Origin of the sequence: uncultured Mobiluncus sp., from assembly GCF_947087965.1 — a bacterium.
In the GTDB taxonomy this organism is placed as follows: domain Bacteria; phylum Actinomycetota; class Actinomycetes; order Actinomycetales; family Actinomycetaceae; genus Mobiluncus.
Genome location: NZ_CAMUES010000001.1, coordinates 432762 through 455459 on the forward strand (window position 1 = coordinate 432762; position 22698 = coordinate 455459).

General features: G+C 56.7%; 28 protein-coding genes and 1 tRNA gene. 19 read left to right on the plus strand and 10 right to left on the minus strand.

The annotated features are described in order from the left end of the window. The first annotated feature begins 2 nt into the window (after positions 1-2). Positions 3-812, plus strand: coding sequence for a glutamate racemase (gene murI, locus Q0V70_RS01890; RefSeq protein ID WP_297587671.1), 810 nt, complete (start codon positions 3-5; stop codon positions 810-812). Positions 813-830: 18 nt separating this feature from the next. Here the strand turns inward: murI and Q0V70_RS01895 are convergent, their stop codons facing one another. From Q0V70_RS01895 to Q0V70_RS01915, 5 genes are all read right to left on the minus strand, one after another. Beyond that, a complete protein-coding gene (locus Q0V70_RS01895; RefSeq protein WP_297587674.1) occupies positions 831-995 on the minus strand; it encodes a hypothetical protein in 165 nt (54 codons plus the stop codon). Between the two features lie 34 nt (positions 996-1029). Then, a complete protein-coding gene (locus Q0V70_RS01900; RefSeq protein ID WP_282921871.1) occupies positions 1030-1299 on the minus strand; it encodes a hypothetical protein in 270 nt (89 codons plus the stop codon). A 225-nt stretch (positions 1300-1524) separates the two neighbouring features. Next, positions 1525-2220, minus strand: coding sequence for an RdgB/HAM1 family non-canonical purine NTP pyrophosphatase (gene rdgB / locus Q0V70_RS01905; protein ID WP_297587677.1), 696 nt, complete (start codon positions 2218-2220; stop codon positions 1525-1527). Continuing rightward, the gene (gene rph / locus Q0V70_RS01910) at positions 2217-2990 is read right to left on the minus strand and encodes a ribonuclease PH (RefSeq protein ID WP_297587680.1); all 774 of its coding nucleotides are present in this window, start codon (positions 2988-2990) and stop codon (positions 2217-2219) included. The genes rdgB and rph overlap by 4 nt, the downstream gene beginning before the upstream one ends. A 12-nt stretch (positions 2991-3002) precedes the next feature. After that, positions 3003-4220 carry a PDZ domain-containing protein gene (locus Q0V70_RS01915; RefSeq protein WP_297587683.1) on the minus strand — a complete coding sequence of 406 codons (1218 nt, stop codon included), beginning with the start codon at positions 4218-4220 and terminating at the stop codon, positions 3003-3005. An 18-nt stretch (positions 4221-4238) separates the two neighbouring features. Between Q0V70_RS01915 and Q0V70_RS01920 the strand changes: the two genes are divergently transcribed. Beyond that, positions 4239-5756: a zinc-dependent metalloprotease gene (locus Q0V70_RS01920; protein WP_297587686.1), complete on the plus strand. Its 1518-nt coding sequence runs from the start codon at positions 4239-4241 to the stop codon at positions 5754-5756. Here Q0V70_RS01920 and Q0V70_RS01925 read toward each other — a convergent pair whose 3' ends face one another. After that, positions 5757-6773 (minus strand): hypothetical protein, encoded by a 1017-nt coding sequence (locus Q0V70_RS01925; protein ID WP_297587689.1) that lies wholly within the window; start codon positions 6771-6773, stop codon positions 5757-5759. A gap of 174 nt (positions 6774-6947) precedes the next feature. Between Q0V70_RS01925 and Q0V70_RS01930 the strand changes: the two genes are divergently transcribed. Then, the gene (locus Q0V70_RS01930) at positions 6948-8507 is read left to right on the plus strand and encodes an ATP-dependent helicase (protein WP_297587692.1); all 1560 of its coding nucleotides are present in this window, start codon (positions 6948-6950) and stop codon (positions 8505-8507) included. A gap of 27 nt (positions 8508-8534) precedes the next feature. Here Q0V70_RS01930 and Q0V70_RS01935 read toward each other — a convergent pair whose 3' ends face one another. After that, entirely contained in the window at positions 8535-9236 is a 702-nt protein-coding gene (locus Q0V70_RS01935; RefSeq protein WP_297587695.1) for a hypothetical protein, read from the minus strand. Between the two features lie 247 nt (positions 9237-9483). On the opposite strand from Q0V70_RS01935, the gene Q0V70_RS01940 reads away from it, so the two are divergent. Both Q0V70_RS01940 and Q0V70_RS01945 read left to right on the plus strand, forming a co-directional pair. Beyond that, positions 9484-12843, plus strand: a complete 3360-nt coding sequence (locus Q0V70_RS01940) for a UPF0182 family protein (protein ID WP_366126477.1) — start codon at positions 9484-9486, stop codon at positions 12841-12843. A gap of 153 nt (positions 12844-12996) precedes the next feature. Next, positions 12997-13070, plus strand: a tRNA-Met gene (locus Q0V70_RS01945). On the opposite strand, the gene Q0V70_RS01950 is transcribed toward Q0V70_RS01945, so the two are convergent. Next, positions 13030-13368 carry a helix-turn-helix domain-containing protein gene (locus Q0V70_RS01950; RefSeq protein ID WP_297587809.1) on the minus strand — a complete coding sequence of 113 codons (339 nt, stop codon included), beginning with the start codon at positions 13366-13368 and terminating at the stop codon, positions 13030-13032. The two genes, Q0V70_RS01945 and Q0V70_RS01950, sit on opposite strands and share 41 nt — an antisense overlap. A gap of 102 nt (positions 13369-13470) precedes the next feature. Between Q0V70_RS01950 and Q0V70_RS01955 the strand changes: the two genes are divergently transcribed. Then, positions 13471-13677, plus strand: coding sequence for a hypothetical protein (locus tag Q0V70_RS01955; RefSeq protein ID WP_297587701.1), 207 nt, complete (start codon positions 13471-13473; stop codon positions 13675-13677). Here the strand turns inward: Q0V70_RS01955 and Q0V70_RS01960 are convergent. After that, positions 13674-14108 (minus strand): hypothetical protein, encoded by a 435-nt coding sequence (locus Q0V70_RS01960; RefSeq protein WP_297587704.1) that lies wholly within the window; start codon positions 14106-14108, stop codon positions 13674-13676. The two genes, Q0V70_RS01955 and Q0V70_RS01960, sit on opposite strands and share 4 nt — an antisense overlap. A gap of 3 nt (positions 14109-14111) precedes the next feature. After that, the gene (locus Q0V70_RS01965) at positions 14112-14498 is read right to left on the minus strand and encodes a hypothetical protein (RefSeq protein WP_297587706.1); all 387 of its coding nucleotides are present in this window, start codon (positions 14496-14498) and stop codon (positions 14112-14114) included. A 32-nt stretch (positions 14499-14530) separates the two neighbouring features. On the opposite strand from Q0V70_RS01965, the gene Q0V70_RS01970 reads away from it, so the two are divergent. The 13 genes from Q0V70_RS01970 (at position 14531) to Q0V70_RS02025 (ending at position 22613) form a co-directional block, all read left to right on the plus strand. Next, a complete protein-coding gene (locus tag Q0V70_RS01970) occupies positions 14531-14791 on the plus strand; it encodes a hypothetical protein (protein WP_297587708.1) in 261 nt (86 codons plus the stop codon). Continuing rightward, positions 14788-15642: a hypothetical protein gene (locus tag Q0V70_RS01975; RefSeq protein ID WP_297587710.1), complete on the plus strand. Its 855-nt coding sequence runs from the start codon at positions 14788-14790 to the stop codon at positions 15640-15642. The genes Q0V70_RS01970 and Q0V70_RS01975 overlap by 4 nt, the downstream gene beginning before the upstream one ends. Further along, positions 15639-15941: an HNH endonuclease gene (locus Q0V70_RS09635; RefSeq protein ID WP_366126460.1), complete on the plus strand. Its 303-nt coding sequence runs from the start codon at positions 15639-15641 to the stop codon at positions 15939-15941. The genes Q0V70_RS01975 and Q0V70_RS09635 overlap by 4 nt, the downstream gene beginning before the upstream one ends. A 112-nt stretch (positions 15942-16053) precedes the next feature. Beyond that, a complete protein-coding gene (locus Q0V70_RS01980; RefSeq protein WP_297587712.1) occupies positions 16054-16422 on the plus strand; it encodes a hypothetical protein in 369 nt (122 codons plus the stop codon). Continuing rightward, positions 16385-17785 carry a terminase large subunit domain-containing protein gene (locus Q0V70_RS01985; RefSeq protein ID WP_297587715.1) on the plus strand — a complete coding sequence of 467 codons (1401 nt, stop codon included), beginning with the start codon at positions 16385-16387 and terminating at the stop codon, positions 17783-17785. The genes Q0V70_RS01980 and Q0V70_RS01985 overlap by 38 nt, the downstream gene beginning before the upstream one ends. A gap of 8 nt (positions 17786-17793) precedes the next feature. After that, positions 17794-18027, plus strand: a complete 234-nt coding sequence (locus Q0V70_RS01990; protein WP_297587718.1) for a hypothetical protein — start codon at positions 17794-17796, stop codon at positions 18025-18027. 4 nt (positions 18028-18031) lie between these two features. Next, complete coding sequence (locus tag Q0V70_RS01995) at positions 18032-19141, plus strand: phage portal protein (RefSeq protein ID WP_297587721.1); 1110 nt, start codon at positions 18032-18034, stop codon at positions 19139-19141. Continuing rightward, positions 19128-20732 carry an HK97 family phage prohead protease gene (locus Q0V70_RS02000; protein ID WP_297587723.1) on the plus strand — a complete coding sequence of 535 codons (1605 nt, stop codon included), beginning with the start codon at positions 19128-19130 and terminating at the stop codon, positions 20730-20732. Before Q0V70_RS01995 ends, Q0V70_RS02000 begins: the two co-directional genes overlap by 14 nt. Before the next feature lie 2 nt (positions 20733-20734). Further along, the gene (locus Q0V70_RS02005; RefSeq protein ID WP_297587725.1) at positions 20735-21043 is read left to right on the plus strand and encodes a hypothetical protein; all 309 of its coding nucleotides are present in this window, start codon (positions 20735-20737) and stop codon (positions 21041-21043) included. Next, on the plus strand, positions 21040-21432 hold the full coding sequence (locus tag Q0V70_RS02010; RefSeq protein WP_297587727.1) for a hypothetical protein: 393 nt from the start codon (positions 21040-21042) through the stop codon (positions 21430-21432). Before Q0V70_RS02005 ends, Q0V70_RS02010 begins: the two co-directional genes overlap by 4 nt. Next, positions 21404-21895 (plus strand): hypothetical protein, encoded by a 492-nt coding sequence (locus Q0V70_RS02015; protein WP_297587729.1) that lies wholly within the window; start codon positions 21404-21406, stop codon positions 21893-21895. The genes Q0V70_RS02010 and Q0V70_RS02015 overlap by 29 nt, the downstream gene beginning before the upstream one ends. A 23-nt stretch (positions 21896-21918) precedes the next feature. Further along, complete coding sequence (locus tag Q0V70_RS02020; protein ID WP_297587731.1) at positions 21919-22311, plus strand: HK97-gp10 family putative phage morphogenesis protein; 393 nt, start codon at positions 21919-21921, stop codon at positions 22309-22311. After that, positions 22308-22613 (plus strand): hypothetical protein, encoded by a 306-nt coding sequence (locus Q0V70_RS02025; RefSeq protein ID WP_297587734.1) that lies wholly within the window; start codon positions 22308-22310, stop codon positions 22611-22613. Before Q0V70_RS02020 ends, Q0V70_RS02025 begins: the two co-directional genes overlap by 4 nt. The last annotated feature ends 85 nt before the right edge of the window (positions 22614-22698 follow it).

Here is a 22698-nt window from a genome sequence, read left to right on the forward strand (position 1 = left end):
TAGTGAATAACGCACCCATTGGGATTTTTGATTCCGGGCTGGGCGGGCTGACCGTGGCTCGTTCTATCATCGACCAGTTACCCGGAGAATCTGTGATTTATATCGGGGATACCGCCAACAGTCCCTACGGCACTAAACCCGTGGAACGAGTCAAAGAATTATCCCTGAACGTCATGGACAAACTCGTGGAACGTGGGGTGAAAATGCTGGTTATCGCCTGTAATACGGCTTCGGCTACGGCGGTATTTGCGGCGCGTTCAAAGTATGATGCCCTGGGGATTCCCGTCCTGGAGGTCATTTCACCCGCCGTGCATCGCGCCGTGTCCGCTACCCGGAACGGACATATCGGGGTCATCGCCACCCACACCACTATTGAAACCGAAACCTATCAACGCGCCCTGCACGCCTATCAGCAAGTGCAGGTCAGCGCGAAAGCCTGCCCGGCATTCGTGGACTTCGTGGAACGCGGCATTACCTCGGGTCCGGAATTGCTAGCGGTAGCGCGAGAATACTTGGAACCAATCCGCGATGCCGGGGTGGACACCCTGGTGTTGGGCTGCACCCATTATCCGCTGCTTTCCGGTGTCATCAGCTACGTTATGGGACCGGAGGTGACTCTGGTTTCTTCTGCCGAGGAAACCGCCCATGATGTCTATCGTCAGCTGTTGGACAAAGACTGGTTGAATACTGAGGATTGCGCAGGTACACCAAACCCCCGCTACCAGTTCTTGGCAACGGGGGACACACAAACCTTCACGCGGCTGGCTCGCAGATTCTTGGGACCAGAGGTCACCGCGGTCGAACGCGTGTGAGAATCAGATTACCGACCCTTAGGCGTAAACGTCGAGACTGCCTTGTGGATTCATTACCTTTAGCGCAGCGGCTGCCGTAGCAGCTTTCGTCGCGGTGGCTGTCTGAGCGGCGACCGCGGTCACCATCAGGGCTTTCATCGTTTCTGCGTCCATAATCGGCGCAGCACCAGAAATCGGGTTCATGGCTCCATCCTTTCCTTAGTACGTTGGAGAGCCGTCACAGCATGACATCGAGGTTTGAATTCGATGACTTGTAGGTGTGGGGCAGATCCGCGTGGGTCGGTTGCGAGGCGCCAACGACGGGCTTGAACTCAGCAACATTGCCGTTCAACGCACCGTGAGTACCAGTAGCCGCAGCCTCGGTTTTCGAGGTGTTCGAGATGGGTTCTGGCTTGTCTGCTTTCGCGCTCGGCTCCGGGGCAGGGCGCGTAAAAGCCTGATTCGTCAATGCGGGGTTCAGAGCCCCGACTACATCAGTTGAAAGCATTTTTTCCTCCTGAAACTCTGGCGAAGTTAAACAACTCCGCGAGGGCAATCCTTTGCTCTCACTGACTATTGTGCCATTTCGCCCCGCGAAAGGCTAGACTTCGGGGGAAAATTAAAGAAAAATTCCCCATCCCTTCAGGCGATTTTCAGACTTTGTCAGGACAATGGAGGTGATTGTGTTTTTTGTGTTCCGCAGCGTAGTGCTTTCCCTGACCTCGCAGTGCAATCACAGGGTGATTCGGGTGCGGATTCCCAGCATGGCTTCGAGCTGTGGAGCTATCTGAATGAAGGCTTTGGCGCGGTGCGAAATAGTGTTCTTGGTCTCCTGGCTGAGTTCACCATTGGTGACATCCTGGCCGTCCGCCATAAAAATCGGGTCGTATCCGAAACCGTTTTTGCCCTTCGGCTTGCGCACCAGGCGTCCGCCCATAACCCCGTTTCCCAGGTATGTTCCGCCTCCCGGAACCAACAGCACCGCGGCACAGATGAATGCCGCCGTGCGATAGCCATCATCGATGTCCTGCAGCTGGTTCAACAGCAGTTCCAGGTTGGCCCGGTCGTCCCCGTGGTGTCCACACCATCGAGCCGAAAAAATTCCGGGGGCGCCGCCCAAAATGTCCACGCTCAAACCCGAATCGTCAGCCAGAATCGGCACGTCCACCAGACTGGCTAGGGCACGCGCCTTAATCAAGGCGTTGGCGGAAAACGAGGTACCGTCCTCGCGCGGTTCAGGAGCCCCCAGCGTACCCGAGGCGACGATTCCCCCCGGGTGCAGGCTCGGCACCAAGGGACGCAAGATCTCTTCTACTTCCCGAACCTTGTGGGCATTGCCCGTAGCCATCACCACCTGTGCCTCCGGCGGCACTTTCAGTTTCTGAGCGTCCTTATCCCGTAAATCCGGCACAGAAGTCAAAATACTCACGCGATTACTCCATCTGTTAGCGTCAATACCGCACCGGGCGCGCTGTCTACTGCCGCGCGCTGCAATCTGGTCAAATCACGGCAACCGGCCTGGGCCAAATCCAATAAAGCGTCCAGCTCGGCGCGGCTAAACGGCGCGCCCTCCGCGGTTCCCTGTACCTCCACCAGAGTTCCTGAGCCGGTCATCACCACATTCATGTCGGTTTCGGCACGGGAATCTTCCTCGTAGGGCAAATCCAGGCGCGGCGTGGAATCAATGATCCCCACGGAAATGGCACAAACCGAGTCGCGTGTGGGATTGCCGGGAATAAAACCGTCGTCCCTGCCCACGGCAATGGCGCGCTGCAAGGCAATCCAAGCCCCGGTAATCGAGGCGGTGCGAGTGCCCCCATCGGCTTGCAAAACATCGCAGTCTATCGCAATCGTGTTCTCACCCAACGCGGTGTAATCCACCGAAGCACGCAGCGCCCGTCCAACGAGCCGGGAAATCTCTGATGTGCGCCCGCTGATTTTCCCCTTGACCGACTCGCGGGTATTGCGAGTATCGGTAGCGCGGGGGAGCATGGCGTACTCAGCCGTGACCCAGCCCAAACCAGAGTCCTTGCGCCATCGAGGAACCCCTTCCGTCAAGCTGGCCGAACACAACACTCGGGTGTTCCCGCAAGATACCAACACGCACCCTTCCGGGGCACTGACCCAATCCATGTGTAGAGTCACTTCGCGGAGCTGGTCCACCCGGCGGCCGTCTGCACGCTCAATCATCTCAGTCATAATCCCAGTCTATTATTTCTGAGTCGGGAGAGTGCATTGGGACAGTTCAGAGGTCTTTCCGTCGCGTATCTTTTGCAACGCGTCCAGTGCTTCGGAAAACGTCCCGATTTTCGCTACCGTCAGTCCTTTCGGGATGTTGCCCACAACTTCGTTGCAGTTCTCTGACGGGGCCAGGAAAAACTTGGCTCCGTCAGCCTTTGCCCCCGCCATCTTTTGCTCAATTCCGCTGATGGGGCCGACTTTACCGGCCAGATCGATAGTCCCGGTCCCGGCAATCACCGATTTCCCGGTCAGGTGTTCGGGTGTGAGCTGCTCCACTATTCCCAGGGCAAACATGGTGCCCGCAGAAGGCCCGCCCACGTCTTGGAGGTGAAAAGTGATGTCCAGAGGAACGTCCACGTCCGAAGCTAAATAGATGCTGAGCTGTGAGCCTTTCCCGATTTTTCCGTTCGCTTTCCTGACAGGAGCAGTTTTCATACTCACAGTCTGGGCCTCGCCGTTGCGGATGATACCGAGTTCAACAGTGTCGCCGCTCGGCACTGTGTCCAAGAACTTGCGTAAGTCCTCAACAGTATGGACCTTCAGCGGGGCTTGACCGGGACGGGCAATGGTTTGCAACACGTCTTTCTTACGTAAAATGCCGGCCGCGGGCGAGTCTTTGGCGATCTCGGCGACAGACCAGGTGATGTTCACGTCGTACCCCAAGGATTCCAGCGCCACCGCTTCGGCGGAGAGTTGGGATTGGTCCATCTGTTGCACCCCGAGCTTCTTAATGTCTTTGCTGGAGACATTGCGTGGATAGACCAGTTCTTCGGGCAAGATGGTGGTATTTGGGCTAAACGCCGCCACAATCAGGTCCCAACCGCTGACCATCGAGCCGGGTCCTCCCAGGGAGGAAACCGTGGTCATGCGCAGTTCTCCGTTGTTGTCTGGATAGGTTTTCGCGCCTTTTACCTCGATGAGGGGGGTTTGCTTATCGTCCTTGCCTAGCACGTCAAAGGTCGGTCCCGGATAGTTGATGACCACAGGATAGGAATGAAGGAACAGAAAATACCCGCCCAGGACGATGAGGGCAAAGCTCAGGACCCAACGGCTCAAAGACCATCGGGAGCGGGGGCAAGCGGGCGCGTCAGCGGGGTTTTCTGGCAGCGAATCAGTTTTGGATTCGAGCGTCAGCGAATCTTTGGGGGGAGGCGTATCCGCTCCCTTATCCAGCGCATCGGTGTTCATCACGGATACTATAGTCTCATGGATGAAAGTGAGATGCCTGACTGGGCCGAAATGCTGCGCCAGGTCTTTGGCGAGGAAAAAGCCCGCGAGATGGAGGAAAAACTCCGTTCCGGCACCCCGTTCTCGGCGTTTTCCGGAGGGGAGGGTATTTTTGCTTTCCCGCTACAGTCCTTACTGTCCAGCTCTGATGAGCCGGTGAACTGGGACTTGGCACGTATGACTGCCCTGGGGCGTCTGGGCGGTGCAACCCGGGTGGTGACTGCCGCTGATGCCGACCGGGTGCGTCAAGCCCTGTCTCAAGCGAATTTGCGCCTAGACCCGGTCACTTCGCTCACTCCGCCGCCTGCCAGCTATACCGCCTTATCTGCACCGAAGTGGCTGGACGCCTCGTCCGAAGTCTGGAAAATTTTGGTTACCCCGGTGGCTGCCAAAACGTCCGAGTCCATGAAACAGGCGTTGTCTGCGCATATTGCGGACGGCGACTTACACATCGAGATTTCTTCCGGACCGCCCGAACTGCAACAGCTGATGGGGCTGTTTTCCAAGGACGGCAATCCGGCGTCGCTAAACTTGGACTCCCTGCTGGGGGTTTTGAGTTCAAATCTGTTCGGGCTACAGTTTGGCCAGGCCTGGGGAAGCTTGGCGGCCGAGAGCTTTGGCTCGACCGACATCGGGCTGCCGGTTGCAGAGGTGAATCAAGCGGCAATAGTGCTGGAAAACGTGGAAAAGTTCGCTGCCGACATTAGCCTGGAAGTTGAGCCGGTACTGTCCTTCCTGGCGACTCGCGAGGCCGCCTATGTGCGGCTTTATCACGCCGTGCCGTGGCTGCGGATGCATGTCACCAAGGCGATTGAGGACTATGCCAGGGACATCAGCTTCGATTTACAAGCGATGGAATCAGCCCTGCAGGGCCTGGACCCGATGGATCAAGACGCCCTGCACAAACTCATCGCGCAAGGGGTGCTGACTCCCAGTCAGACCAATAACCAAACCGCCGCAAAACAAAGCCTGGAGACCCTGCTGGCGATTATGGAAGGCTGGGTCGACATGGTGACCACGCGCTGTTTGGCAGGGACGTTACCCCAGATGGGAGCCTTGCGAGAGATGATGAATCGGCGCCGCGCCACCGGAGGACCGGCTGAAAAAGCGTTCGCCGCGCTCATCGGCTTGGAACTACGACCCAAACGACTGCGTGAAGCCAGCGCCTTGTGGTCCAAACTGGTGGCCAAGCTCGGCGAAGCCGGCGCGGAAGGCTTGTGGGATCACCCGGACCTGCTACCGGAGGAAAGTGACTTTGATGCCCCGGACGAGTTCGTGGCGCGCCTGGCCGGAGAAGGCCCGAAAGACCAGCTGGAAGCTGATTTGGAGGCTATGCTACAAGGGACTTTGGGATACGCCAAAGGGTTGGAGCCCGGCATTGATTCGGAAGGTGATGCGGAGGTGTCACAAGACCGTCCCGATGCCGATTCGCCCGACGGTCCCGGTCAACCGGGGACAGGCCCGGACGGTCCGGATAATCCCACTCCTGGCGCCTAATCAGGCGGCTGTAACCGCGCGGGCTCGCTTCGCAAACGCTGGCTCCGGGGGAACATCAAGTTCGACCGGAAGGTAACTGCAGTCGCATTCCGGGTGAGCCTCGAAGTGTCGCGTGGTGACGATTCCGTCCACCGAGATACGCGTGACATCACCGGGGTGCAGAGCGCGGCAATCTAAGAATGCCAAGGCTTGCACCGCTGCAATCGCCGCACCCGCGCCTGCCAACGCGGTTTCCACCCGCGGAAACGCTGCCCAGTGCAGGTTTGCGGCGCGTTCTGCCAGGTGTGCCACTTCGGTGGCCTGGTGCAGGGCGATACAGGACGTGCACGGGGTCAAACCGGGCACAACCAGCGGCCCGACCTCGACAAAATCATGACCTGCCACCACCGCCAGAAATGGTTGATTGGCCTGCATCGCTTTTTGCGTCGCCACCGGGTCGGGAATACCCCAGCTGAACTGTATCGCCAAGTCAGCTGGGATGCGTCGGGTTGTGACCGCGGCGTGTCGCAGGCGCTGTTCTACCAGGTCTTTCGTGGTGTGCCGCGTGTCAAGGGCGGTTTCCAAGTCCGGTTCGGGGCTGCGGGTGGTGGCGGGGACTTGAATCTTGCCGATACCGGCGGCGCCCAGTTCTAGAGCCAGCAGCTGAGCCATGCGGTCGGCCCGATTGAGAGAAACGCTCAGTTCCTGACGATTCCGATAGGCGCGACGCATCTTGGCGCCCCCCGCTCGTGACCAAAAACCGTCGTCGGGTCCGCCGTGCAGACGGGGGCTGCGCAACTGCAGCAGCTCGACGTCAACCAAGGCTCGCAGGATTTCCGAGACTCTGGTCAAGGGAATGCGGCAGGCTTTGGCAAAGTCGGACAAGTCCGGGCGGGTACAGCCCGCCACCAGGCGTTGCAGTAGCTGGAACTCCTTTTCGGAACACTGCGGAAAACAAAACATGGTTTCCAGCCCGGCGCACAGCTCGACTGAACCATCGGGTAGCTTAACCAAGTGAATACCCTCATTTAGTTTCATAATCTCTCACCTCTATTCAAAGCATCTCAAAAGATATATAATAAACTCAAATAACACTTTGCTGCTTGTGGATAACTTCGTATCCGCGCTGGACAGGACCCCGGTTTCGTGCCGTGTTGCCCTGCGTGGGAAACTTGGGGGAGCAATGAAACGCGGAATCGAGGGGAGGTAACCGTGAACGCCAAACGCTACGCCGCGTCGCCCAGTGCGGAACTGAGTGCCGCCGAACTGCTGGATGAACTGGACGAACAGCAGCGCGAGGTCGCCCAGCATCAGCACGGGGCACTGTGTGTGCTGGCGGGGGCGGGCACCGGGAAAACCCGGGCGATTACCTATCGCATTGCCTACGGGGTGCGCAGCGGGCAGGTCGATCCCGAAAACGTGTTAGCGCTGACGTTTACCCAAAAAGCCGCTACAGAGATGAAAACCCGACTGGAAGGCCTGGGGGTGGGGCAAGTCTGGGCGCGCACCTTCCACTCCGCGGCGCTGGCGCAGGTCAAGCACTTTTGGCCGCAGGTCATGGGCGGAACCATGCCGACCCTGACCGGACTGAAAGCGACCCTGGTGACGGCGGCGGGGATGCGATTGGGGCTGAATCTCGGAAAAGCGCAGGTACGGGCGCTTGCCGGGGAAATCGAGTGGGCGAAGGTGTCGCTGGTGGATCCGCCGCATTACGCCGCGGCGGCACGAGCGGCAGGGCGCGAAGCCGTAGCCGATTTGAGTACCGAGCGGGTTGCGGAGCTGCTGGACGCCTATGAGGATGCGAAAATAGCGGCGGAACAGCTGGATTTTGAAGATATTTTGCTGCTGTGCGCGGGCATGATGGACGAGCGTGAGGACGTGGCGCGGGCAATCCGCAACCAGTACCGCTATTTCGTGGTGGACGAATATCAGGACGTTTCCCCGCTACAGAACTACCTGTTGATGAGCTGGTTGGGACGCCGCCGCGACCTGGCGGTGGTGGGGGACGCGGCGCAAACCATCTACTCTTTTGCTGGCGCCACCCCGGAATACTTGACCGAGTTCACCCAGACCTATCCCGAGGCGAAAGTCGTGGAACTAATCCGGGACTATCGCTCCACCCCCCAGATTGTGAACTTGGCGAATCAGGTTCTATCCCAGGCAAAAGGGGCGGACGGCAAACCTTTGGGCGGTACCGTCCGGCTGGTGTCTCAACGCGAATCCGGCCCGGCGGTGTCTTGGTTCGCGGCGCCGGACGACGAAACCGAGGCGAGGGAAATCGCGCACCGCATTCAAGACCTGCTGGCGGAGGGCCTGAAGCCCAGCCAGATTGCGGTGCTGTTCCGCACCAACGCCCAAGCCGCGCTGTTCGGGGTGGCTTTGGGGGCGAAACGAATTCCATTCGTAATCAAGGACCAGGTCACGAAACTTGCAGGAGAAACCGCGGATAGCGGGACGCAGACGGAGGACGAAGAACCCGGCGGTGTGACCTTAGCTTCCCTACACTCGGCAAAAGGTCTCGAGTGGGAAGCGGTGTTTCTGGCGGGAGCCAGCGAAGGGCTGCTGCCCATTAGCCTGGCCAAAACCGCCGCTGCCATCGAGGAAGAACGCCGCCTGTGCTACGTAGGGGTGACACGGGCGCGTAGCCGGCTCATCGTGTCTTTTGCCAAAGCCCGCCGCGACGGAGCCGCCCGAGAACGCGAGGCGTGCCGTTTCCTGGCGCCATTTTGGCCTCGCCGCAGTGAAATGCTGCGGCGTTCCGGTAGGCACTAGACCGGGTTTGATTGGCGTTAGTGCAGGTCAAGAGGCAGGGGTCGGTTCGCCGTTCATGCCGTTGGTGATGAGTTGCAGCAAGTCCGCGACCAAAGCCGGACCCTGTTCAATGTGCTCCGGGTCGGTGTCGAAGTGCGGGTGAACGATTGACCAGGCTTCGGTGCGGGTGGCGGCCACGACAAAACGGGATCGTTCCTGACCTGCCGTCTTTTTCTCTAGGAAGGCTTGCCGTTCCTGGGGGTCAGCGGGGGCGCTAGCCATGTCTTCGGCGGTCACCATGGCGTCCGTTTCGTAGAGTACGGCCACGCCTTCGATTTCATCGCTCCACACCACGCGTCCCAGCTGGGCTAAGAAATCCAAACCATCGTCATGGGGTAGCTGGAAAGGTAGTGCCGTCAACGATTCGGGGTCTGACGCGGCGGTTTCGTGCATGGCGGCGACCAGCTCATCCGGGGCGTGTCCCGTCAGCATATCGGCGGCCTCCCCGGTCTTGTGCAAAGTAAAGAGTTGACCGGTTTGCAGCTCTGTCAGCGGCTCGGCGTGGGCATCAATCTCCCATACCACCCGCACAATCGCGGGAATCTCAGCCGGGACAGGAACCTGTTCAGACGCGGAGGGCGTGGGCTCGTCCCCGGTAGGGTTCGGGCTGGCGCTTCCATCCGGGGTAAAGGACATCCCCATTACGGTTCCGCCGGGAAAATTCGTCAAAGGGTTGCTTGGTTCACTCATGATTTCTATTATCTCATCAAAAGTTGAAACTTCGGGGAACTAGCTAGGCGAGCGGGGACTGGGGATAAAAACTTCCCGAATGGAAGAACACCGGGGTTTTGTGGAAAGATGGCACCTAAGTACAAATTCGAAACTGAGGTGTTAAGTGAGTACAGGGCATCCCTCTAACGGTTCGTTCTTTGGCAATATTTTCGCTGGTCCTCCGGGAGGTGCCTCGCGTGGTCCGGGCGGAGTGCAGCCGCCCCGTATGCCCCGTCCCGCCGCTGGTGGGGCAAATCCCGGCCCCCAGGGCGGAACCAAGACTTTGGGGATAGTCATCACAATCATCGTGGTGCTTATCGCCGTGGTGGGTGTCATGTCCAAAGTTTGGGCGGAACTGGCTTGGTATCAGCAGCTCGGTCGGATTTCTGTGGTGTTGACGGCTTGGGGTTGGCGCATTGGCTTGGTGTTTGTGGCGATGCTGCTGGCGGCCGTGGTGACCTGGGTGAACTTGCTGATTGCAGCGAAGGCGAGCCCCGATGCCTCGCAGCGCAGCAAAGCTAAGAAACGCCGCGGCGCGAAACGCAAGATTCAGCGTGAGGGCGAAAAAACGACCCCGGATTCCGCTAAACAGAAAAAACCGGATCAGCAAAGTGACGAAACACTCTATCCTGGGGAAAAGTCGGCTGATAGTAAAGGCGCTGACAAGCCCTCCGATTCGGAAAAGATTATTGACCTGGACGCCGAGTTCGACACGGTCTTTGACACGGCGGATTTGGAAGAAGAATTCCGGCGGGCTACCCGTCGCTCCGAGCGTCCCGCGGTGGCAGCCCTGCACGATACTTTGCAGCCGTGGCGCAAGTTCCTGATTGTGGTTTTACCTCTGGTGGTGGGTCTGATGGTGGCTACCCCGTTGATTTCGCAGTGGGAGCTCTTTGCCGCGTGGTTCCACCGGAGTGACTTTGGAGTTAAGGATCCCGTTTTCGCTCGGGATTCCTCGTTCTTTGTGTTCTCTCTGCCGGTGTTTTCCGAGCTGACCACCCTGCTGTTCTACGTGGTGGTGACCGCCGGGCTGTTTACGTTGGCCCGCTACTACCTGCAGGGCAACCTGTCCACAAAAATTGCTGAGATTCCCAACCGCACCCGGATTCACATCTCGGTTTTACTGGCTATCTTGGCTGCTATTATCGGCCTGCGCTACTACCTGGATCGGTTCGTGCTGCTGCTGGGGGTGCACGATAAGTTTTCGGGGGCGTCCTACACCGATATTCATGCCGTTCTGCCTGCCAAGAACATTTTGGTAGGGATTTCCCTGGTCATTGCTGTGTTGTTCATCATCGGGGCTTTTCGGAAGTCTTGGGTCATTCCCGCTACCGGGGTCGGTGTCATGGTGCTGTCCTCGCTACTGGTGGGTGGCCTTTACCCGTGGCTGGTGCAGCGGTTCCAAGTCGATCCGTCCGCACAGGAACTCGAAGCGCCCTACATCGCCAACAACATCAAAGCGACTCGTGACGCCTTCGGAATCGCTGACGTCAAGGAAGAAACCTATAAAGCGACCACGGAAGCTACTGCCGGCCAGCTCCGGTCGGACAGCGAGTCTACCGCCTCGATTCGTCTGCTGGACCCTTCGGTCGTGTCCCGCACTTTTGGCCAGATGGAGCAAAACCGGCAATACTACCGATTCGCCTCCAACCTGGCGGTGGACCGCTACACCATTGACGGCAAGCCGCAAGATACCGTGATTGCGGTGCGTGAGCTGGACACGAACCAGTTGGGTGATTCCCAAAAGTCCTGGGTCAACCAGCACACAGTGTTCACCCATGGCTTCGGGGTCGTCACCGCTTACGGTTCTAAGGTTGAAGGGGACGGTTCCCCGGCCTTCTGGGAAAAAGGTATCCCCTCCCAAGGTGAGCTGGGTGAATATGAGCCGCGGATTTACTTCGGCCAGTTCTCGCCGGACTATTCCATCGTGGGTGCGCCGAAGGGTGCCCCGAAACGGGAGTTTGATTACCCCTCAGATGTCACTCAGGACAAGGGCGTTAACAACACTTTCGCGGGTCAAGGCGGGCCGAGTGTGGGTAACTTGTGGGAGAGGCTCATGTATGCCCTCAAGTTCCGCTCCTCCGAGATTTTCTTTTCTCAACAGGTCAATAACTCCTCGCAAATCCTGTTCTACCGTTCCCCCGAACAGCGCGTGGCGAAAGTCGCCCCTTACCTGACCTTGGATTCGCGGGCGTATCCCGCGGTCGTGGACATGGATGGTGACCCGAAAACGCCGAAACGGGTGGTGTGGATTGTTGACGGTTACACGACCTCGAACTCTTACCCGTATTCAAACCACATGGATTTGAACGCTTCCATTTCCGATTCGCGCAACATCGGCTCCGGCTACCAAGTCATGAACAGCGTGAACTACATGCGCAACTCCGTGAAAGCCGTGGTTGATGCCTATGACGGTTCGGTTCACCTGTACCAGTGGGATGCGAAAGACCCCATCGTCAACGCTTGGGGCAAAGTGTTCCCCGGCCAGATTGAGCCGCTGAGTTCGGTTTCCGGCGATTTGATGGCGCACTTTAAGTATCCCGAGGACCTGTTCAAGGTGCAGCGAAACCTCATCGCGCGCTACCACACGACCGATCCGCGTTCGTTCTATTCCGGTTCTGACTTCTGGAAACTGCCTGACGACCCGACTCACGAAGGTTCGCAAACCGTCCTGTCGGCGCTGCAGCCTCCCTACTACCTGACCATGAAAGCTCCCGGCCAGGAATCGACCGAGTTCTCGCTGTATTCGACCTACATTCCCTACGGTCAGTCAGACCGAAACGTGTTGACCGGGTATTTGACGGTGGACTCGGAAACGGGGTCAGAGCCCGGCAAGGTACGTGACGGTTACGGCAAGCTACGGCTGCTGTCCCTACCTTCGGACCTGGCAGTTCCCGGTCCGGGCCAAGTGTCCAACAAGTTCAAGACCACCGATACGGTTTCGCAGACCTTGAACCTGCTGTCCCAGCAGTCTACCGAGGTCGTTCGCGGCAACTTGCTGACTTTGCCGGTCGGCGGGGGGCTGCTGTATGTCCAGCCGGTCTATGTCCAGGCCCAATCCGGTACCACCTATCCGTTGCTGCGCTTCGTGTTGACGTCGTTCGGTGACAAGATTGGATTCGCCCCGACTCTGCAGGCTTCCCTCGATCAGCTCTTCGGCGGAGACGCCGGGGTGCAGACTTCCGAAAATGAGGTGCCAGGAGCTGGTGCTGAGGGCAATGGCGAGAACCCTGCCGAACCGAGTTTGACGCCGCAGCAGCAGCTCCAGGCGGCTCTACAGGGCGCACGCAAGGCGATGGACGACGCGGATGCAGCCATGAAAGCGGGCGATTGGGAAGCCTACGGCAAGGCCCAAACCGAGCTGAAGCAACAGCTGCAGCAGGCTTTGACCTTCGGCGGCGGACTGCCGGAGGCTCCCGATGCGACCCAGCCGGCGAATCCCGGCGACACGCCCGGTGCTCAGCCGAGCGTCCAGCCGACTACCCAGCCCAGCGGCGCAGCGACCCCGGCGACCAGTCCCAAGGTGAAGGCTTCCGCGGCTGGTCCCCAGGCGAAATCCACCGCAGCAGCCAGTGTCCGTCCGTAACCCCGGAAATCCGCTAGCTGACGCGGTAAGGGCCGGCCGCGGAAAACCTCCAGCGGCCCCGGAAAGTGCCGCAACGGGCTTGTGACCTCGACCCGTGACGCCCTCCAAGTTGAGGTAAAACCTCAGAACTGGTAAAGTGTACGGGTCGCTTGACGCGGGGTGGAGCAGCTCGGTAGCTCGCCGGGCTCATAACCCGGAGGTCGTCGGTTCAAATCCGGCCCCCGCTACTGCTCCGAAGGGCTCCGGTGCTTTTGCACCGGGGCCCTTTTCATACCCTAGACCGCCTCTAGGTGGGGTTATTAGGTCGTTTACTGTAAGTCCAAGAAGTGCAGCAACAGCATCCAGCTCATCAAGCTGCCATTTAATCTGACCCTTCCACCGGCGGGTAATCTGATTTTGGCTAATCCCAAGTGCACGCCCGAATTCAATCTGGGTGTACCCCAAGCGTGAAGCTTCGGCACGAATATTTGAAGCAACTACGTCAGCAGTGTTCAAGGTAGATGGTGCGATTTGCGTGATACTCATGTACCCATTCTAATCAAAAAATGACTAGCTTGTAAATCTCAATGATTAAACCCCTCGGTGTGTCGTTTGACTAAGCTAATCCTAAAATGATTAGCTAAGGGCATGAATTTAAATGCGCTGGTGATTTCCGAGATGGAAGCCTATTTGACTAAAACCGGTCAATCTCAGGTCAGATTTGCACGTGAGCATTGCATCCGGCAGTCCTGGCTCAATAGGCGAATGCGCGGGCACACACCTTGGAAGCTTGAGGATATCGACCGGCTTCGTGAGGCCGGGGTGCCGATAAATTTAGGCGGCGTATCGTGCTAGACCCAGTATTTGGCTACCCAGGTACCCTCTTTTGGCCAAAAGGCAAAGGTGGCTTTAGCGCTCCATCCATTCCCTTTAGGAGTACGCGCCCGTATCGCCGCTTGATGCTCCTTTGGGATGTACCCGAATCTTATTCCCGAGGCCTTGCACGCGATTGCGCCGGGGTCATGCCGATTGGTCGGTTCCGGTTGGATAATCCCTTGAAGGTAAAAAGCTTGGCCTTTCCCGGGGTCGCCCCGCATTCCCTCGCTGGCAAGCAGAATTTTGATCTCTTTCTGCCTGAAGGTCACCCCGGCCACGTAATTGCCCGAATCCCAGGTATTCCAGTCAATAGGGCGCGCCCCACGCTCTCGCGCTTTCGCTTTCGCCTTTTCATCGGCTTGCTGGCTCGCTTTGGCCCATTCTTCACGAAAATCTTTCAGAAATCCCATAAATCAAAGGCTACCCGGAAAGGAAAACACTGTGAGTGAATCCAGATCACCAATTTTCAAATCGATTGCCGCTGTGCGCACCGCTAACACCTTGAGGCTTGCCGCGCGCAATGTCGATGCTGCAATTGAGCAGGCAAAACGGCTGGAATCCCCGGAAACAGTCGAAAGGTGCAGATTGGCGCTTGATTGCGTTAATGATGCGATGGATTCAGCAATGGATTCCAGGGAGGCATCATGCAGCAACTGACCGCCGACACCGTTGAGAGACTGGCTACAACTTTGGCAGAATGCCGCGAAAAAGTGGAAGCAATGACTGCAATCCTGGAGCAAATACCTACCAGCAATTTCACGGCGAATCTCCATCGCAATTTCAAGCGAATCCGCGTCCAAATCAATGCCTCAGAGGCGTTCATTGAGAGCTGGTGGCTGTAATGGAAAAAATTCCATGGAGCAAGCAAAGATATGAAATAGATATCCTTGCCGCCATTGCGCTTGTAGCTGAGAATCTCGGAAAAATAAGCAAATCGCTTTACAGACTTCAAACACATTTCAGCAAAATTCTTCCCGATGAGATAGATGCCTTGGAAAATCTGGAATTTGCAGCTTCGGAAATCTCCAATTCAGAAAACCTTGTAGGCCTGTGCCTGAAAAAGGCCGGATGGAAAGATGGAGGCCGCAAATGAGCCTAACGGCTGAAACCCCTTTACCCGTGCTGTACCGCTCTCTGGCTCGTGGTGGCTGGGGTGCTCTGGCAGGTGCTGAATGGCAGGGAGTGCGCTCCACGCTCGGGGCGCTCGTAGCCCGGCATACCCGCAAAGGGCTGGATGTCACCGTCTGGCAGGTATCGCAATCGGCGGGGCTATCGGAGAAATGGACAGCACGCTGCCTATACATTCTGGAGGGACTAGGGCTAATCCGCTGGCAGCGTGGTCTTATCGAGGAAGGCAAGCCGAAACCTGGACACGTACAGATAATGCGCCATGTCCTACTCGACCTAGTGCGCCAAGCATGGAAGCAAGGACAAGCGGCATGGGCCGCGCGCCGGGAGGCTACAGCCCGGAGGCTGGCTCTGCTGAAAAAGCAAGACGCTAATATCCGCAGGTCACGCCATACGGAACTGAGTGCTGACCTTAACAGTGTATCTCTCTCAGCGCCCAGCGCTGAGAGAGAGATACACACCACGACACCCCCGCCCGCCTGGGCTGTAGGAAAGGAAGAAACAATGGAAGATGCTGACGCTCTGCTCTGTGACCACGGCTATCTAAAAGATAGCGATACGTGTCCACATTGCCATCCAATACAGGACAACCGCAACAGTGATGATACACGCAAGAGGTGGACCAAAGCGCAGCGTAAGGCCTATGAGAATGAGCGAGCCAGGCGCAACTGGGCTGAACTAGAGCGGCGCACCCGGGAAGATAGACAGCTTGCCGCTGCTGAGTTTAGACGTGAGCATCCATGCCCGCCTGATGTAGACCCTGCCGATTGGGGCCGTGTCTATATCAATCGACTGCTTGCCGGAGTGAAGTCATGAGTTGGGGTGGAAGGAAGGTCAAAGACCTGGCTAGATTGGCAGTCTCTGTGTACGGCTTACGCTGTACCTACTGTAAAGAGCCGATTGATTTGGCCTATTCCAATGAGCAGCTCTATGGGCACAACCACCCAAAGCGGCTGAGCCTTGAGCACCTAGTGCCCCGGTCTCGTGGTGGGACTGACAGTATCGAAAATCTCCGACCCTGCCACCTAGGCTGTAACGCCGCAAGAGGCGCTAAACGCCGACCACGCAGAGCCACCAACGGAGACGCAACGCTGCTACCTGCCGGGATTTTTTGATGAACGCCCCCAGGCAGACCCGCCCCCCCATTTTCATTTATTTACTAAGGCTCTGGAAAAAACGGGGAAAACCAAGAAAAGAGAAACCGAAAAATGCGGAAAGGCAAGGATTATGAGCGAAAACCAGAAGGTTGAAATCTGGCAACCTGAGCTACCGGGATTTGAAGAAACCTTTTACCCCAGAAAAGCAATGGTGAAAGCAACAGATGCCAAGATCCAATCACTAGGACTATCCCAGGCAGAGCTGGAAGCTCACGCGGCTGAAATCCAGATGCTCTACAGCCTGGCTCATGAACTCGATGTGGCTTTTGCCGCTCCAAGAATGACTATCGCCCATACCAACATGATGACGCATTTCCGAGAACTGCTAGCCACTCTGCCAGTCAAGGAAGTAGCGGCCGAGGCAGACCCCTATGACCGTTTCCTAGAGGAGCTAATGAACGATGCAAATGCCCAAACCGAAGTTCGCAACCCAGCGTAACCTTGAAAACCCCTCAACCTGGAAAGCGGTTGCCCTACAAGCCCGTTTTCTGAACACGCCGCTAATGCCGTGGCAGCAGTACGTCTGCCAGGTAGGGCTAGAGCGGCAAGCCTCGCACCATGAACGCTCACGCTATCAAACCGTTGTTGTCACGGTGCCTAGGCAAGCAGGCAAAACCACCATGATTAAGGCGTTAATGAGCGCTACCGCTCAATCAAAGCCCGGTTGCTCCGTGTTCTACACCGCTCAGACCCGCAAGGACGCGGTGGAAAAATGGAAGGAATTAGCCAAGCCCCTAGCAGCTACCGGCAAGAACCGCGTCAAACTCCTGGAAGGCACGGGCAATGAGCAGTTGAAGTTCCTCAAAACTGATTCCTTGATTCAGCCTTTCGCGCCTACCCCTGAAGGTATCCACGGGAAAACTTCACCTTTGGTGGTAGTTGATGAGGCTTGGGCATTCAACCAGGCAGAGGGCGATGACCTGATGGCTTCGTTTAGCCCCGTGGGAATCACCTTGCCTGAATCCCAGGTCTGGATTATTTCCACCGCCGGTGATACCCGTTCGGAGTGGTTGAAGGATTTGGTGGAGCGCGGCCGGGAATCCGTGAATGACCCGGCTTCTACTATGGCGTTCTTTGAATGGTCAGCGGATGAGGAAACTGCCGCCGCTGACCCCTACAGTGATGAGACGCTTAGCTTTCATCCCGCTATCGGGATTACTCAAGAGCCGTGGAAACTCAGAGCAGAAGCAAAGAACAATCCGCTGCATCTGTGGAGGCGCTCCTATCTGAATCTTTGGCCAACATCCGCTACCACCTCGGTTATTGACCTGGAAGCATGGGGAAAACTCAAAGTAGATCCAATCAACCCGCCTTCTGGTTGCGCGTTGTGTTATGACATCGCGGATGACAGATCCGGCGCGACTGTTTACCTCGCTTGGATGCGGAATGATAAGCCGCATCTGCACCTAGCGCTTACCCGCGCTGGCGCTGCGTGGGTGCCCGAAATCGTTACGCAGCTACAGCGCCGCCTAGCGGTCGTCATCGTCGCTGACGATTCCGGGACTAACCGCCCCGTGACCGCGCAACTACAGGAAAGCGGTCTGGAAATCTACGCCTTGCGACCCCGTGAATACCAAACCGCTTGCGCTGACTTCTTGGCTCGCATCACGGACGCAGCAATCACGCACGAGGGAAACGAGGAAATCGAAACCGCTATGGGGTTCGCAGTTCAAAAGCCAGTAGCGGGTGGCTTGGCATTCTCAGCCAGGCATTCCACGGGGGCAATAGATTCACTAAAAGCCGCTATAGGCGCGGCATACGGAGCGCAATACTTCAGTTCCAGCCCGCAAGTGTTTTTCTAGGAGGAACAATGACTAAGTGGATTGATTCATCAGACTTTTCTCATATACCGAAATGCACCTGCGGTTGGACTGGTGGATTGGAGCTGAGCAAGGAACGTGCCTACACCGCGCTTATGAAACATGAAGCCCGCGCGCATCCAGGACGGCGCACCGCCCGAATCGCCGCGATGAACTGGAAAGCCCGCCACGACACGCGACACGCCGGACGCACGGTTAAAAGTAACGGGCATCCGCCACGCTAAAGGCGTGAACATTGCGAAATGGTTTAAGCGTGAAGCCGCCACTAATCCAGCGGTTCAGCCACCCGCGCGGCAAGCCCTTGTGGCAGTAACTCCCCGGCAGGCCATGAACCTTGAAGCCGTTTACCGGTGCCTTTTCATCATCGAAACCGCCGCCAAGCAACTAACAATTGACGCGTGGCGCGGCAATCAGCCGCTAACCCCGGCGCCTTCACTTATCCGCCGCCCTAACATTCATCAAACGCAAACCGCCTTCATCGTCCAAACTGTGCAATCTTTGGCACAACGCGGGAATGCTTATTGGCTTGTTACCTGTGAACCAACCGGGGAAGTCATTAACCTTGATGTGCTTCCCGCCCTGGAAGTTCAGCCGAAACAAGACCATGAAACCGGCATTATTGATTTCGCCTATCGGGGCCGCCTTTATAACTCAAAACAGATTATTCACCTGAAACTTATGACCGTGGCAGGTGAGATTGAGGGATTGGGGCCGATTCAAGCCGCCGCCCGCTCGATTGGCGGGGCGCTAACGCTGGCCGATTACGCATCCAAATTCACACAGGGTATCCCGCGCGGCCTGTTGACATCTGACCAGTCCCTAACGCAAGACCAAGCCGACCAGTTGAAGAAAGAATGGAATGAACACCAGTCTTTAGGCAATGGCACCGCCGTTTTGGGCAAAGGCACACATTTTGAAATGCTTTACCTCAAACCTTCAGAGATGCAACTGTTGGACAATCAAAACTTCAATGTCACACAGATTGCTAGGCTTTTCGGAATCCCCGCCCGCCTGATGCTTGCCCCGCTTGAAGGCTCATCCACCACTTACGCAAATTCCCAACAGGAAGATCTGCAGCTGGTCAAGTGGACTTTGACCGCTTACCTTCGGGAGATTGAAGCCGCTCTGACAGACCTTTTGCCACGCGGGCAAACCGCGCGTTTCAACCTGGAAGGGCTACTGCGAGCTGATACTTTGACCCGCTACCAGGCGCATCAAATTGCGATCAAGGCTGGGTTCCTCACCGTGAATGAGGTTAGGGAGATTGAAGGCCTTGACCCGCTCGACGAAACACCGCAACCGCAAGAAATGGAAGGAATGAGCCTTGGAAACGCTTGAAATCCGCAGCATCGAGATCCGCAGCACGTCCGCCGATGGTGAACGCACCATTAGCGGAATCGCGGTTCCTTTCAACCGTGAGCAGAAGATTCTCGAAGGCTATTTCGAGACTTTCGCGCCCGGCGCTATCGAGGTACCCAAGCAGGGCTGCAAGCTGCTCACCGAGCACCGGAACGCCATCGGAACCGTGGAAGGCTCTGACAGCGAAAACGGCTGGGAAATCCGAGCGAAAGTGGCTAACACTCAGCGCGGCAATGAAGCCCTGGAGCTCACCCGCTCAGGTGTTTATTCCGGTCTCTCCATCGGTTTCGAGATGCTCAGCTATGAAGATGCGAACGCCGAAGACGGGTTGCATCGCACCGTTACCCGCGCCCTAGTTCGTGAGGTGTCCCTGACCCCTTTCCCCGCTTATGACGATGCCACAGTAACCAATGTTCGACAGAAAGGAAAAACTACCGTGGATACCAAAAAAAATGAAACCGAAACCACTCCGCCTGCCCCGGAACCGCCGGATAACGTGGAGTTAAACGAGTTGAAAGAAAACATTGCCGATTTGGAACGCTCGGTAAACCTAATCCAAACCGGCAAACCTTGGCTGAAGGAAACCGCTAACCCGGTTGACACTCGAAGCGCCGCAACCCTTTTGCAATCTATTGTGAAGTACGGCAATCAAGACGATGCCAAAATGCTTGGAGAGTTGAATAAACGCGCCTATAGCGGGGGAACATCGGCTGATAACGTTGTTTTGCCGCAATGGGTAGGCGACTTGACTCGAATTGTTGACCAAGGCGCGGGCATCCGTAAAGAGTTTTCCACCGGTAGCCTTCCAAACGAGGGTTTCACCTTGGAATATGCGCAACTTAAAACCAATACCGTGCGAGTTGCCAAGCAAGCCAAGGAAGGTGACGCGCTCGCAATGGGCAATGTTGCGGTTGAAACCAAGACTTGCGACATTGAGACTTTCGGCGGGGCAACCACGCTTTCACGCCAAGAGATTGAACGCGGCCATGTGCGCATACTTGATCATCATTTACGCGCCATGGCGATTGCCGCCGGGAAACGCGCCCGCCAATCCTTCCATGAAGTCTATGAATCCACCGTGACAACGCAAGCCGCCGGGGAGGGCAAAATCGTTGGCAAAACCTTGGCTAACCTCAAATATTCTGATTGGGTTTCCATGCTTGTTGATGCCGCGCAAATCTTTGAGCAAGAGGGCTTGGGGCTTGAAAAACTTATTGTTGATGCAACAGTTTTCAAGCATCTTGCCACCTTGACCGCCGCCGATGGTCGCCCATTGTTGGCGCTAAACAACACCGGAGCTAACACGGTTGGGACCATGAATGTTGCCGGGTTGCAAGGAAACCTGTTGAACATTCCGGTTAAACTCGACACCGATGCCACAGCCGCCGCCGCAGTTTTCGCTAATAGCCTTGCTATCCGTTCCTATGTGTCGTCTTTGGTGCGTTTGCAAGATGAAAACATTCTGAACCTGACCAAAGATTTCAGCGTCTACTTCTACGGCGCATTTGCGCCCGAAATGCCGAATGCTCTGGTGCCTGTTACCGGGCTTACTGGAACCGCCGGGGCCTAAACATGGTAACGCCACAGTCTTTGAGTGAACACCTCGGAGGGACAAGCGCGCCCGCTGAGGTGCTAACTCAGGTCATCACCGAAGCGGAAGCCATGGTGACCGCAATCATCGGCGCGCAAAAAATCCCCGAGGTAATAACCGACAGGGCGATTCTTGAGACGGCCGCTGACCTTTACGGACACCGTTCAGCCCCCAACGGCATCAAAGCCTTTGGGGATTTGGACGGGGCAAGCCCCGTAAGAATCCGGCTGGACCCGCTAGCCCCCGCGAAGGCAATTCTTGCGCCCTTCCTAAAGGTGGTGATGGCATGATTGCCCAAGCCAGGCAAGACCTCAAGGAGCTATTGGAGACTTCCAAGGTAAGGGTGTACCCCTACCCGCCGGAAAGAATTGAAGCCCCTTGCATCGTTATCGATACCGCGCCACGGCTGGAAGAAGCCGAAACCTTCGGAGCTCTCTCCCTGTCGTTCAAGCTAACGCTGCTGGTTGCCTATGCTGCTGACTTCGGGATTCAAGTAGCGAATCTCGACAGGCTCCTAGACGCCACCCTTGACGCGCTAGGAAACCTGGAAATAAACACTCAAGGGCATCTGATCATCTCCCAGCCAGACAGCCAACAATTACTCGCTTACGAACTCACTGTAACCTCCGAATACGAAAGGAAAAAAACCAATGACCTACAAATCCTCACCTCAGATTAAAGGTAACCAGTTACTGCTCAGCGTGGACGGTACCGACTATTGGGCTGACTGCTCCGAATGCGCTATTGAGCCCGGCAAGGCAGACAAAGATAGTGTGACCTTTGCCGATGCTGCAAACGGAAGCGCTACCGCCTCCTACTCCTTGAAGTTCAAGGCCATCCAGTCCACAGATCCTAAATCCTTCTGGAGCTTCATCTGGGAGCATTCCGGGGAAACCGTGCCCTTCACCTATGCACCTTGGGGTAACGCCACCCCGACAGCGGACAAGCCGCATTTCACCGGGAAAGTCACCGTCGGAGCCAAGCCTAAGATTGGTGGCGCGGCCGGTAACAAATCCTTTGACTTTGATGGCGAATGGGTCATTGAAGGCACGCCGGAAAAAGTCACCACCGGCAAAGCCGTTACCGGGGCTGGATGGGACAAAGAAGGCGCTAAACCCGCTAGCGGTTCTAGCTCGTCCTAACCGACATCAGATAGGCCGTAATCATGGCTAAATCCACGATTACTGAAACCGGGGTGAAAATCGAAGGTCTTTCGAGGGCTATGACCCAGATGAAAAAAACAGTTGGCTCTCTCGATGCCTTGAAAGGTCCGCTACAAGAAATCGCTGACGTCGGCGCTAGAAACCTTCGACAAGTAACCCCGGTCAGAACAGGCACGTTGAAAGGCACCGTAACTACCGCTAACACCGCGCGGAAAGCCCGCGTGAAAATCGGTGGACGCAGACCCCGGCATTACGCGCCCTTCGTGAACTACGGAACGAAGCGCCAACGCGCTCAACGGTTCGTAAAAAAAGCCAAACTGGCTACCTCATGGAGAGCCTCCCGCATCTATGAAACTGAAATCAAGCGAATCCTAAGAAAGGAACTCGGATCATGAACATCACTAACCTGACACTCGGTGAAATCGCCGCAATAGAAAAGTACTCAGGCAAGAAACTCGCAGACTTCCAAGACGAATCTAACGCGGATGTGCGCACCATGTGCGCGTTCGGCTACGTCATCGCCAAGCGTCTCGGTCTGCAAGTTGAGATGAGCGACATAGAACAGCTAAGCATTGACGAAATCACCCAGCTTATCTATCAAGACCTGCCTACCTGGACAGACAGAGGCGAGAAAACGGAAAAGATAGCCCAATACCTCGCCAAGCATCCAGCAGACATAGAGCAAGCGGGGGAATAGCCAAGGGGTATGCGGAAGAGTGGGCTAGTCTCGCGCTCATCATCCACATACTCCCAAGAGACTACTACCGGCTAACGCTCATGGA